The sequence below is a fragment of the Psychrobacter sp. APC 3426 genome (genome assembly GCF_030408035.1).
Classification (GTDB): domain Bacteria; phylum Pseudomonadota; class Gammaproteobacteria; order Pseudomonadales; family Moraxellaceae; genus Psychrobacter.
On record NZ_JASDCF010000016.1, the window covers coordinates 50698 to 64932 of the forward strand.

Annotated in this window: 8 protein-coding genes; 1 reads left to right on the top strand and 7 read right to left on the bottom strand. The window is 44.0% G+C overall.

The window, feature by feature from the left end; all coding sequences use genetic code 11:
- Window positions 1–266: 266 nt before the first annotated feature.
- Together QL919_RS09175 and tnpB are read right to left on the bottom strand one after the other, a co-directional pair.
- On the bottom strand, window positions 267–1400 hold the full coding sequence (locus QL919_RS09175; protein ID WP_290189244.1) for a M14-type cytosolic carboxypeptidase: 1134 nt from the start codon (window positions 1398–1400) through the stop codon (window positions 267–269).
- A 518-nt stretch (window positions 1401–1918) separates the two neighbouring features.
- Window positions 1919–3070 carry an IS200/IS605 family element RNA-guided endonuclease TnpB gene (tnpB, locus tag QL919_RS09180; RefSeq protein WP_290189245.1) on the bottom strand — a complete coding sequence of 384 codons (1152 nt, stop codon included), beginning with the start codon at window positions 3068–3070 and terminating at the stop codon, window positions 1919–1921.
- Window positions 3071–3145: 75 nt separating this feature from the next.
- On the opposite strand from tnpB, the gene QL919_RS09185 reads away from it, so the two are divergent.
- On the top strand, window positions 3146–3673 hold the full coding sequence (locus QL919_RS09185; protein WP_290189246.1) for a TVP38/TMEM64 family protein: 528 nt from the start codon (window positions 3146–3148) through the stop codon (window positions 3671–3673).
- On the opposite strand, the gene QL919_RS09190 is transcribed toward QL919_RS09185, so the two are convergent.
- The 5 genes from QL919_RS09190 to QL919_RS09210 all read right to left on the bottom strand — a co-directional run.
- Window positions 3591–4463, bottom strand: a complete 873-nt coding sequence (locus QL919_RS09190) for a pirin family protein (RefSeq protein WP_290189247.1) — start codon at window positions 4461–4463, stop codon at window positions 3591–3593. The two genes, QL919_RS09185 and QL919_RS09190, sit on opposite strands and share 83 nt — an antisense overlap.
- A 232-nt stretch (window positions 4464–4695) precedes the next feature.
- Complete coding sequence (locus QL919_RS09195) at window positions 4696–6102, bottom strand: MBL fold metallo-hydrolase (protein WP_290189248.1); 1407 nt, start codon at window positions 6100–6102, stop codon at window positions 4696–4698.
- 373 nt (window positions 6103–6475) lie between these two features.
- Complete coding sequence (locus QL919_RS09200) at window positions 6476–7885, bottom strand: Na+/H+ antiporter NhaC family protein (protein WP_290189249.1); 1410 nt, start codon at window positions 7883–7885, stop codon at window positions 6476–6478.
- A gap of 246 nt (window positions 7886–8131) precedes the next feature.
- Window positions 8132–8743: a TetR/AcrR family transcriptional regulator gene (locus QL919_RS09205; RefSeq protein WP_290189250.1), complete on the bottom strand. Its 612-nt coding sequence runs from the start codon at window positions 8741–8743 to the stop codon at window positions 8132–8134.
- A 297-nt stretch (window positions 8744–9040) separates the two neighbouring features.
- A partial coding sequence (locus tag QL919_RS09210; RefSeq protein ID WP_290189251.1) for a YadA-like family protein occupies window positions 9041–14235 on the bottom strand: 5195 nt, incomplete at its 5' end.

The window sequence follows — 14235 nt, forward strand, 5'->3', positions numbered from 1 at the left end:
GTGCTACGCAACCGCTATTTATAGTGAGCTCAAGGATACGGTGCGGTTATGACAATACGATGACAAGAATCGTGTTTGCTATTAAAGTGCTTTCAAATTTAAGCTTGCTCTTAGTAGGCCCACCATTACACAATAAAAATCCCCTTGTAACTCCGTGCTACAAGGGGATTCTTATCTGACAGCTTGTTGTTAAAGGCCTAGATAACTTTCACACATTAGATTAAATCACTCCCTGACGTCAAATCATTGGTTAACCTACGTGTCAATTAACGTAAGTTATCAACCACTGCTAACATGGCTATTAACGATGCTTCCCCTAATTTAACAGAACGTTCTGGTGACCAGCCCGCATCCATATCAGGTAGATTATCATTATCTTTGAATGGCATCTCTAAAGTATTGGCCAGACAATCAAAGCGTTCAGCCACCCAATTAGTGGCCACCGTCATATTTGCTGTACCTGGCGCATCAATGTCATAACCAAATTCAGACTGAAAATCAGCACTGGCTAGCTTTAGTACGTCTGAAAATCTTTCACGTAGACTTGCAAGGCGGTCATTATAACTAGGTGTCCCTTGAGAGCCGGCAAGGAACACATAAGGCAGTGCTTCATCGCCGTGCACATCATAAAACAGGTCAACGCCCGTCTCTTCCATTTTATTAATCACATGAAACACTTCAGGGCTTTTCTCTAAGCTTGGGTTCAACCATTCGCGGTTTAGGTTAGTCCCGACGGCGTTGGTACGAAGATGTCCGCGCACGCTACCGTCGGGGTTCATATTCGGTACGATATAGACGTTCGCCTTTTCTAATAACAGCTTAGCAGTGGCGTTATCACTGTCTAATAGGCTATACAACAATCCCTCAACCAACCATTCAGCCATCGTCTCACCGGGATGCTGACGCGCAGTGATCCAAATATTGCGTTTATTCGCAGCATTATTACTATCACCAATTTTAACCAAGGTTAAGTCGCGCTTATCAAGCGTTTCTCCTAAGTGCTCTAATGTCACCAACGGATGCGTTTGTACAGCAGCCAATAAATCTTGATGACGCTCATAACTGTAAGGGGCAAAATACGCAATTTGAATGGTGTTACATTCTAGCTCTGCCACGATGGTTAGCTTGCCATCTTTATAAGTGGTAGGCAGACGGAACCAATATTCCCGATCGTACGATGCGACGGCTTGGTAATGCTCCCACCCCTTAACATAGGATGCCTCTCCTGCATTGACAATATTGAGAACATATTGCTCACCAATCTCACCTGACAAACGAAAGTTAAACCATTGGAAAAACTCGTCACCAACGTCTGGGCGAATCGCCAATTGAATGTCTTTTTTATTATCTAAATTAATAACGTCAATATTACCTGCGTCGAAATTAGCAGTGATATACATACTCTTTCCTTAATTAATAGCTAGTGAATAAATGCCTAATGAACCTTTATGGTGGCTCTTTGAGAAGTATGTCAAGGGTTGAAACAGTGCCGCAGCCTGCTTTATTGCAACCATCGCTTTATCTTTTATTAGAGCGTGATGTAAAAATGGTTAGTGTATCACCAACATTATCAGTTCACTAATCCTAACCTACTATCAAACCCACTTTTAAACAGTCGCACTTATCACTTATCACTTATCAACCATTTCCCACGCACCATGTTGAGAACCAGACTATAGAAACCCGTAATAAAACAAACTTGAACAATCATTCAAAAAACATTACAATTCCTTTCAGTCGTTATGTGGCGGAGTTATAATGCTTATATTTGAGTAATCACTCAACATAAAGTAAACGATTGATACTTATGACTGTCACATAAAAACTGATGAACTACCGACCACCTAAAGAGGTGGCGGTTTCTTAGGTAATACCCATACTTGATACGATGTTTTGTATCAGCGGTTAGGCAAATGGACTAAGCTAACCCCGTCGCACCGACGGTTTTGAGTGTTGCCAACTTCAATCCTTCGTTTAGGATGTTGATACTGGCGTTTATATCTCTATCATGCTTTTGCTGGCAACTCGGACAATTCCATGATCTCACCTGTAATGGTAGCTCAGCCTTAGTCAGCACATGAGCGCACCCTGAGCAGGTTTTAGAAGATGGATACCATCTGTCTATTTTCACCAGCGTTTTGCCGTACCAATCGGCTTTATAAGCCAGCATGGTGGTAAACGCTGACCATGAGCTGTCTGATATGGCTTTAGCTAACTTTTTATTCTTAACCATGCCTTTGACGTTCAAGTCCTCAATGGCAATCACATCGTGGTTTTTGATGAGATTGAATGAGAGTTTGTGTAGAAAGTCTTTTCGGCAATTCGTGATACGCTCGTAGACTTTGGCAACTTTGATTTTTTGCTTTTGGTAGTTACGACTGTCACTAAGTTTACGATTAGCGGTCTTAGCGAATTCTCTACGTTTGGCTAAAATCTTTTGCTCACGCGCCAGTTTGCATTGTAGCTTTGACAAAAACTTAGGGTTAGCAACTCTTGTACCGTCTGATAAGACGATGAAGTCTGTTAAGCCTAAATCAATGCCGATGTTTGAGTAGGTTTTTGGTAATGGCTCTACAATAGTCTCAACCAGTAAACTGACAAAATACTTACCTGTAGGCTCTTTACTGACCGTGGCGCTCTTAATCAAACCATTTATCATGGCTGGAAACTTGGCTTTGATATGACCAATCTTAGGCAGTTTAACGCTGTTAGCTGTTATCGCTACTGTGCCCTTTTGATTATTGGTGGTGTAGCTGTCACGATGGCCTTTTTTCTTGAACTTAGGAAAGCCAAAACCGCCTTTGAAGAATTTACTATAAGCGGCTCTTAGGTTTTGCTGGACGTTAGCCAGTGCCAGACTATCGACTTCTTTAAGCCATTCAAATTCTTTTTTATAGTGAGCAGGGGTATTTTTAAGCTCGGTCTTATGCTCGTTGTAATGATCAATCTTGTCACTAAGCATCCTATTCCAGATAAAGCGTGTACAGCCGAATGATTTGGCAAAGAATATTTGCTGTTCTTCATTGGGGTATAATCTTACTTTATGGGCTTTTAGGATTTGTTTTGGCATGAAGCTATTGTACCATATCAAAAGTCTGACGCATTCATCCCTCTACTTTAGAAGTAGGGGAATTCTGCGCTGAAAATGTTAAAAGGGTCGATGGCGCAATTTAACGACTACAAAGCGCAATCACCACTATTAATTATTGGTGGGTTCTTTTTGCTGTATGTCATCGTCACCGCCCTATCTTTACCAGGTGCAGCTATTTTAACCTTAGCAGCTGGGGCTTTATTTGGCTTATGGCAAGGTTTATTGGTTGCCTCGTTTGCCTCTAGCATTGGTGCGACACTCGCCTTTTTAACCTCACGTTATTTACTGCGTGATACGATTAAGCAGCGTTTTCCTGAACGCTTAGCAGCCATTGATGCTGGCGTTGAAAAAGAAGGCGGGTTTTACTTATTTACCCTACGCCTCGTGCCGATATTTCCGTTCTTTTTGATTAATTTACTCATGGGCGTCACCGCGATTAAAGCGAGGACATTCTACTGGGTCAGCCAAGTCGGTATGCTCGCAGGTACTTTTGTATTCGTTAATGCTGGCACGCAACTGGCGCAAATTTACCACTATGGAAATCCTCAACCGCTTGACGTATTTCCGCTTGCGTATTCATGACGAACGGTCCCATACGAGCAACTGATTCGTTAAGCGGCTTGCCTGCAATCAGTAAAAACCTTGCGCCCTTGTCCCCACTCGTCACGCTCACAGTATCGCCTTTACTTAGTATCGCTAAGTTTTTAGCGCTCACTTTTTCAACATTTTGCACTGCCACTTCACCTTCTATCACATAAATAAAGGCATTGTGATCAATTGCTAATGACTGCTCAAAACCTGTATTAGCAGGTAGGCTGACATCCATATAGGTAGGATACGTGTACTGATTTATGACTGGTCCTACCGTACCTTGATTGGTCTCGCCTGCGATGACTCGAATCTCAGTGCCATTCTCACGGTGCTCAAGTGGCGTGGATTCCGGCGGAAACTCTTGATACTCAGGCTCACCCATTTTTGCTTTGGCTGGCAAATTCACCCACAGCTGAAACCCTTTTAACAGGCCTTCTTCTTGCTCTGGCATCTCTGAATGCAAAATACCTTTAGCAGCAGTCATCCATTGTACGCCGCCCGGCTCAATTACGCCTTCGTTACCAGCATTGTCCTTATGACGCATACGACCATTCAACAGATAAGTCACCGTCTCAAAACCACGATGCGGATGTGTGGGGAAGCCAGCGACATAGTCATCAGCATCGTCACTCTCGAAGCAATCAAGCATCAGAAAAGGATCTAACATATCGAGCTGAGGGGTGCCAATAATACGAGTTAATTTTACCCCAGCGCCGTCCGAAGTCGGCATACCAGGCAACTGCTGTAAGATTGTACGATTCTGTTCAGATGTAGTACTCATACTTGTACTCCTATATTTTTATTCAATACTTGCAATCCATATTGGATTATTTCTACATGAATACTATATGGGGTAATCAATGACTATATAAACAGGGTAAATAGCAAAACAGAGTTCTTATTTTGAGAACGTTCTCACCGGTCATTCTGCTTAGCTGACTTAACGGTCTGTCCTTAATAAGCTTTTCAAACAATGAAAAGTTTATGGACACTAAAAGCATAACACTATAGAGCTATGTCTGACTGGCACTCCAAGCACTCATGCCGCCAAGATAAATATCAACCTTATCAAAACCTCGGCTTACCAGCCAACCTGCCGCAACTGTTGCGCGTTGGCCACTGGCACACATCAATGTATAGTGGCAATCTTTGTCCAACTCAGTCCAGCGCTCGTTTAGATGTCCCACATAGATATGCTTTGACCCTTCTATGGCGTCGGCTGCTCGTTCATCAGCATCTCGGACATCCAGCAATATCCAACCGCTATTATTAAAATGAGCCGCGCTCTCACTACGAGCATTCGTAATCATCTTAGCAAATGATGGGTCATCAAGACGTCTTTTCACCTCGTCGGTACCAATCATCTGGATTTGTGCCATCTGTTCTCCTTGCTTGGCAGCTGCAATGACGCCCACATAACCACCGACGATATCATCGAGCGCGATTCTCACCAGATGCTCCATTGCAGTGGCAAGCTGCTCTTCATCAGAGGCAACCAGCACCGAGCACTCCCCATCACCGATGAACCATCCGGCAAAAGCAGAAATCATCCCTACTGGCAAGCTCATGGCATTAGGGAAATGACCGGATGCATAAGCCATCGGCTCCCGAATATCGATAATGTGCTCAGCATCACAGTCTTTGAATTGCTGTAACGACAGGTTGCGTGGGCGCATGACAGATGGTGGTGCCTCACCACCCTCCATATTCAAACGCTCCATGAGTCTAAAGTACGGTGGCTGATAATGATTTTCACTGACTTTGAATTGCATAAAGGCGTCTCGGTCCATAATCTGTAGACGCGGGTTATTCAATCTTTCATGACCGACAGTAGAGAACTCTCGTTCTGCCATACCCGAGCCGCAAACAGAACCTGCACCATGAGCAGGATAGATAATCGCTTGATCACCAAGCGCTAATATCTTTTGTAGCGAATCATAAAGCAGACCTGCCACCTCCTCGCGCCTCTCTGGATAAAAATCTGTGCGACCCACGTCACCTACGAATAACGCATCGCCTGTAAATACTCCAACGGCTCTATCTGGATAAGCCGTATCAAATAGAGCATAGGCAAGATGGTCATCAGTGTGCCCAGGCGTTTCTATCACTCGAACCTCAAGCTGACCGATGGCAAAGCAGTCACCATGATGCGCCGTCTGCGCATAGACAATGGGCTTCTCTGGATTCGGACCATGAAGTACGGTCGCCCCCGTTATTTGTGCCAAAGTGGGAGCACCAGAGACCAAGTCTTCATTGCGATGGGTTTCGAATATATGAGTAATCTCAAGCCCTGCCGCACGTGCTTTTTCAACATAAATTGCACAATCACGACGTGGGTCAATCACTGCGGCTTGATTACCTGAACCTATTAGATAGGACAAATGCGACAATCCAGGTGTTTTTATTTTTTCGAGCAGCATCACCGTATCCCTTATTAGCTATATCATTACAGAAACGGCTACTTATCAATTACAGCAGAAAGTGTCCTATAGCCAATATATTTAGTCCGTTTATATTTTGAATGGATGTATCAAGTTCTAAAAGTTAGCATAGACTATGGATGCCCATCAATATATAACAACATATATATACATAGCGGTCTTTATGTAGCTTTATGACCGCCAGATAGCAGCAATAAACGCTACGCTTAATGAGACAGTTTTTAAGGGTTTTTTAATAATTGCATGGCAAAAAAATCGGCCTGCGAACAGACCGATTAATAGGTTGATAGTTGATAAACTGATGCTTGATAAGTGATGGTTAACCATTCATGTCAGGCATCAGAGCAGCACTTTATGTCATGCGTTTATCAGTGGCAGGACTATTTAGACGACTAATCGTAATACCGCTAAAACCGAATATTAAGGTCAGCAGTAGCGACAGATAACAAAAGAACGCGTAAGGCAGATAATCAAGCACTGGCACGCCTAACGCTTGGCTGATAAATACGCCACACACACTCCAAGGCACCAGCGGATTGATGACAGTTCCTGCATCTTCGATAGTGCGTGATAGGTTCTTAGGATGTAAATTCAAACGTTCGAATGTCTGACGAAAGGCCGTTCCTGATAACAATATACTCAAATACTGCTCACCAATTAACACGTTGATACTCAGCGCAGACATGGCAGCGGCAAATATCGCACGCCCTGATGTGGTTAGTGATTGTTTTATACCTGACAACAGCGCTGGCAAGATGCCTAATGCGGTCATCAGTCCACCAAGACTCAGTGCCAATACCACAATCGCTTGGGTAAAGAAAATACTTTGCACACCGCCACGCGATATCATGCCGCCCACTTCGCCTAACTCTAACGACTCCGCTGGTGTATAACCTGCAAACAGATAACCACCCAGCTGCCCAATGCTAGGCGTGCTATGAAAATAGGTGACAATCAGTGCCACAACAATAGTGCAGATAATCGTATAAATGGCATTAACGCGAAATACCGCCAATCCAACCAACACTATGAAAGGCAATATCGCATAACTATGTACTAGGCCACTATCTATCAGCTGACCCTGCAAAACAGTCACTTGGCTTAAATCAGAGCTAACCGTCTGCCCAGAGAAAAACCAAAAAAGTATGACAGTCAATATCCATGCAGGTACGGTGGTATACATCATATTGCGAATATGAGCAAATAGGTCAATGCCCACCACCGATGATGCGATAGTACAAGTATCAGATAACGGCGACATCTTATCACCAAAAAAAGCGCCCGACACCACAGCTCCTGCGGCGATAGCGACGTTGGCATCAAAAGCATGACTCATTCCAATAAACGCCACCCCCAATGTCGCTGCTGTGGTCAAACTGCTGCCTAAGGCAACCCCAATAATAGAGGTCAATACAAATGCGGAGATATAATAATACTCTGGCGATATCAGCTCAAAGCCAAAATACATCAGTGTCGGTATAGCACCTGACATCATCAGTGCAGCCACCATCAAACCGATAAAAAAGAACAGATATATCGCACCGATACCACTCATAACGCCAGACGCCATTTGCGCCTGCATGTCATCGAAGCTCAATCCTTTGATAAGACCAATGGCCAGTAGCACACAAATAGCGAGTACTAGTGAGAGGTGTGGCACCCAACCAAAACCAATCATGGTGACACCCATGACAGCAATGACAATGACACAAATTATAAATGCCAGTTGAGTGGAAATTTGAGTTAACATTTTTGGCGACATCACACATCCTTAGATAACCAGTGGATTCTGGTATTGGGTCGGCTTTGAGTGTGACAAGTTTAATGAGTTGCTGTCATTTTTGCCACCCTGATTACTTACTAAGTAGATTATCAGCCTTATTACAATGCTTCTTTAGACATAAAAAAGGGCTATATGGAGATTCTAACCAACTTCAAACTGGTTGTAGTCTCTATATAGCCCTTTCTATCTGAATGAATCTTAAATGTTGCTAAAGTTAAGTATTGTCTAGGTGCTAATCGTCGTATCAAGACGCATGGCTTCGATAGACAACGCCATATCCTCAGCGAGTGACTGTACAGCAGCACTGTCGACATCACGCTGCGCAAACGCACGCAGTCCCATCACCTCTGCTTGTAGTCGTCGTCCAAGCCGCGTCACATCCGCTTTACTATCAAGCTCGCCTAATCGCTGAGCTGCCGTAAAATATTCTATAAAGCGAGTTTCCATACCTGCCAGTAGCATCTCAACTTTTTGTAATGCCGCCTGCTCACGAGCACCGAGCTCTAACAAGCTTTTTACTAGCATGCAAGCTCGGCTAGGTAGATCCTTTTCACGAATACCACCTAGCTGACGTACATAAGCCGCCAAACCTAGCAGTGGCGATTCATGATTGCTCAGTATACGCTCAAGCTCAGTCAATCCTGAACGAGCATAATACTCTAACGCTTCTTGAAACAATCCATCTTTACTACCAAATGCAGCGTAGATACTGCCTGGGCGCATATCTAGCGCTTGCTCTATGTCCTTTAAAGAGGTTGCGTGAAAGCCTTTTTGCCAAAACAGCTTTAGCGCTCGCTCTAACGCATCTTGACGATTATAAAGTGCAGTACGTGACATAATATATCCCACTTAAAAAGCCGTAATCTCATAAGGAGTCACTGCTACAAAATTTGAATGACTATTCAATTTTATCCTGTCTATTAACGCCAGTCTAGTAGAGTTGGTTTACAGCACTGTTTATCGAAGATTAAGAACTTTTGATTGAGTGCGCTTAATCTTTGCTACTGCTAATTTGTCCATGAATAAGCTCCTTTTCCGTAAACTTATTTTAGAACGGGACACTAAGCCTAAAAGAAGCAAGACATCTAATGCCTTGCTTCTTTTTTTTATTAACCATCTACTTAATTGGTTTGATTAGTCAAAGTGAAAACCTGCACCAATCGAACCACCTGCATTGCCTTGAGTATCTGCGGTACCATTTATTTTCATGACCCAACGACCGTCATTAGATAATTTAGAGAAGCCGATAGCCACTGCGCTTTCTCCGTTATAAGTACCAATACCACCACCGATCAATGACTTGCCTGGAATAAAGGCTTGTGGCAATGAAGACATGGCCATGGCTGCCGAGATACCCGCGTTTGCGTCATCTTCAACTTCACCAATCTTGTAGCCTAAATCGTTCATATTATTATTAAGCCTGTTATCAAGTGCACTTAATTGACCGATATTAACAGCATCTGTCGCTGCGACACCATCAGCAACTCCAGTAATAGTCTTGCCACCTGCATAGATCCCGTCTGTAGTCATGCTAGGCCCAGTCTCAACATTACCTGCATATATGCCAGCTGCCGTCATACTAGGACCGCCCGCAATACTGACACCACTATTATTAATCGTCGTATTGCCAGTGGTGACACTATCTATGTTGATATTGCCATTGAGATCGAACTTGATACTACTACCTTGTGCTGTGGTGGTAATGTTGTTGCCACCTTTGAAGCTGAGCACATTACCGTCACCTACCGGTTTGTTGATATTAGCACCGCTATCTGCACCAAAGTTGAGACCTGCATCAATTTTATCCTTATTAACCTTGATGTTGGTCGTGTTGGTTTCGATATTTGTAGTATTCGTTACGATATCGGCCGTGTTGGTAGCAATGTTAGTCGTATTGGTCTCGATATTGGTGGTATTCGTTTGAATATTTTCATTAATAATGGTTTCACCTCGTTTGATAGAAGCAATCGCACCATCAATATTATTCTCACCTGTACCACCGATATTATTATTGGTAAAGGTTCCATCTACAGGATTGTAGACTGTATCTCCTCCAATAATACTACTAATACCACTGCCTTGAGCGTAGAGCTGACCACCATTGATAGCATCTTGACTGCTCTCAGAGACATCACCATTCATTACATTAGTAATTTTGGTGCCAGCAGCATCGATACCGGCTTTAGTGACACTAGGGCCACCTACAATGGTCAGACCATCGCTAGTCATCGTACTATCACCCGTTTGCAAACTATCAACGGAGATATCCCGATTTAGATCAAAGCTGATATCATTTACGTCTGCCGCTCGACCTGCTTGACGCGCCAAACTACCATTAGCAAGTGTTCTGGAAATCGTGATATTGCCATCTCTGCTGTTTATATCAACAGCACTGCCTTGTTTGACCATGGTAGCGTTATCACCTTGTGCACTCAAACCCCAACCTTGATCTAGAGAATAGGTTGCTGCCTCTAACTGCCCAACCGTAGCAGCGTCAGTAAAATCAATACCTGCTGCAACGTTAGTGATTCGGTTAAAGCCGTTATTTAGGCCACCCGCTCCCAATATAACAGTGTCCTCGGGCTTGTTACCAATAAACGTAAAGCCAGTATTATTCATAATGGTATTACCAATCTGAATATTACCCTCGTCGCTTAAGTTCAATTGGTTATTAAGCTTGACTTGAACACCAGTAGTAGAGGCTATGGTTGTGATATTGCTATCCCCAGTGACATTGATGGTATCACCTAAGGCAAACTGCTGAGCGTTATCACTATTACCATCACCAATATAGATCCCTTTAGCAATCTCATCATTAGTCATGGTGAGCTGTGCAAAGTTTACAGCATCGGTTGGCGCAATACCTTGAGCAACCTTAATAATTCTATTGTTACCATTATCAAGACCTTCGTTACTCAACGTGATAGTTTCGTTAGGGCCATCAGTGATAGTGATACCTGCATTGTTAAGTACTGTACTTTCCATTCGTACACTACCAGTTTCACCAAGTCTGACGTCTTTATTCAGCTTGACGTTTAGGTTACCATCTTCATCAGCAACGACACCGATATTGTTCTCAGTTAAATCTGTCGCGCCACCTTGGATGGTCAGCGTCTCACCTAACTTACGATTGACGATAACTGTGGTATCGTCTCCTGTGAAATCAAGTCCCAAGTCGACTGTGCTGTTGGTTGCATTTAATTGTCTAATATTAACGGCATCCGTGTCTTCTTCACCATCACCTACGTTAGTGATTATATTGCCGCCATTGTTTAGACCGTTATTACTTAGCGTGACGGTTTGGTTACTGCCACCTACCAGAGTGACACCGTCATTGTTCAGCAATGTATCGCCTGTAGTCACACTAGTGAAGACAACCTCATCTGTTGTAGCGATTTTGATTCCGCCATTATCTTCTGATAAAACAATGTTGCTGCCAGTGACAAAGTTGGCTTTATTGTCAGTTTTATCAAGTGTCTTGACGTCATTACCATTGATTTGCGTCACTATTTTTTGCATGGCACTATCCGCTTTAAGCAGGCTGTCCTTACTAGCTTGGCTTAGATCAACCGCATAATCAGTCAGGTTATTTGTTGTATCAGTAGTAGAACTTACTTCTACTGCAGCAGAACCTGCCGAGGTTTTAGAGCCATTGGCATTAACGGTATAAACATCTTGACCATTACCACCTGTGGTTTTCACAACGTCAGCAACGTTAGTACCTGCGGCCACTTCTGTTTTAGCAGCTGCAGAGAAACCTTCAAGCTGACTGAAGTTAACCGCATCTAATGGGTCTACACCATCATCAACATTCACAATCCTTCTGTTTCCAGCGTTAATACCGCCACTCTTAGTGATGCTTGGACCATTCAGGATGGTCAAACCATTGCTAGTTAAAGCTGCGCTAGAAGGATTGAATGGGTTTAAACCTGTGACTGTGACACCTGCACCGCTGACCGTAGTAACGCCACCCGTTAGCAATCCACCTGTCACCATGCCAAGGCGATTAACGTTAGTACCACTTAATAAGTTACCTGTGGTGACAGTACCGTTATTGCCTAAATCTAGATTGTCATTGAGCGCAATCTCTACAGTGCCGTCAACAGTATTAACTTGTGTATCGATATTGCTATTAGAGCCAACTATTTTAACCTGCTCCCCTAGCTGTTTCATTATAGTTTGACCGTCGGCAGCTTTTAATCCAAAGCCTTTGCTAATCTGAGTATTGGTAGCATGTAACTGACTGCCATTCACCGCATCAGTACTGTCTTCGCTTACATCCCCTGTAGCGACATTAGTCATTGTGACTGGGCCAGTTGCTCCAACTCCACCTAAAGTAACGATATCTCTAGTAATTGCATTATCATACTGCACTGAGTTGTCCGCTTTAAGCAGGCTGTCCTTACTAGCTTGGCTTAGATCAACCGCATAATCAGTCAGGTTATTTGTTGTATCAGTAGTAGAACTTACTTCTACTGCAGCAGAACCTGCCGAGGTTTTAGAGCCATTGGCATTAACGGTATAAACATCTTGACCATTACCACCTGTGGTTTTCACAACGTCAGCAACGTTAGTACCTGCGGCCACTTCTGTTTTAGCAGCTGCAGAGAAACCTTCAAGCTGACTGAAGTTAACCGCATCTAATGGGTCTACACCATCATCAACATTCACAATCCTTCTGTTTCCAGCGTTAATACCACCACTCTTAGTGATGCTTGGACCATTCAGGATGGTCAAACCATTGCTAGATATGATAGTGGTAGACAGAGGACTTGATACAGCAATTCCTGCACCAGTAACGGTAGTATTAACTAGGACATTACCTGTTCTAACACCTAAGCCATCGACTGTGGTCTTGGTCAGTATATTGCCAGTTGTGAGTCCAGAGCGATCAAGTGTCGTAGTGTCACTAAACCCAAACGGAGAGCTTGAGCCCATCTTCACACTGCCGGTAGTACCTAAGTCAATATTTTTCGCCAACTGAATGTTTAAGGTATTATTGCCATCAGCAACCACACCTATGTTACCCGTAGTTAGCGTTCCCGTTGCACCACCTTTGACGTTAAGCGTCTGACCGAGCGTGCGATTGACAGGAGTACCGATATCACCATCAAAGTTGAGGCCTAAATCAACGGTATTTGAGACACCTTTGAGCTGTGATACGTTTACCGCATCACTGTCGTTGGTACCAGCCGCTAGATTGACTATCTGACGAGTACCGTCTTTAGCACTGCCAACAGAGACTGCGCCAAGCGTGGTACTGTTTGTGGCTGCGATAGCAGATTGATCTACCGAACTTGCACTTATTGGAGTGAATCCTGTTGCACCGCCTCCGACATTAGCCACTGATCTGGCGCCTAAAGCCACACCCTCTTGTACTGATGCTGTTGCACCAGCTCCTAGTGCAAGCGCACCTTGTGCTGATGCAGATGAACCTACACCAAACGCTGATGAAGCGGTACCGGCAGCATTTGAGTGTATGCCAATCGCTGTTGCTAAATGACCAGCAGATCGAGCTTTAGCACCCATGGCTATGGACGCTGCTCCACCGGCTTCTGTATGTCCACCATATTTGTCACTGGTGTTCAGTAAGTCTTGACCAGTGTAGTCATTAAACGCTGTATTCACACCGCCACTATTCAATGCACCAGTAGAGAGTGTGCCGTCAATATTGGTTCTTGAGGCAGCGTCTAAGTCATCACCACCAACCGCGATAGAGGATGCACCCGATGAAACAACGTTCGCACCTATGGCGATAGACTGCTCACCACTAGCAATCGTGTCTTGTCCGGTGGTGTTACTACCAATGGCGATGGTTTGACTGCCCTGGGCTTTTGCATTCTTACCCATGGCCATGGCGTTGATGCCCGTTGCACCATCATTCAACTCGTTGTCACCACCTGTCGACTTAACACTGTAGTATTTAGTCTTGTTGCTCGAGATGGCGCTGCCTAACTGACTGACGTTAACAGCATCATCAGGTGCGACACCAGCACCAACCCCTTTTATCTGGTTGCCACCGTTATTTAAACCAGCACCGCTTAAGCTTACGCTGCTACCAAGGAAGGTAACACCGCCATTACTCATAACAGTATTACCAGTAGTCACACTAGTAAGACCTGTTAAGTTTTCAGCAAGCTTAACGGTTAGCGTATTACTACCATCCGCTTCTACGCCAATGTTGTTGTCTGATAAATCCGTGGTTGCACCACCTTTGACGTTAAGCGTCTGACCGAGCGTGCGATTGACAGGAGTACCGATATCACCATCAAAGTTGAGGCCTAAATCAACGGTATTTGAGACACCTTTGAGCTGTGATACGTTTACCG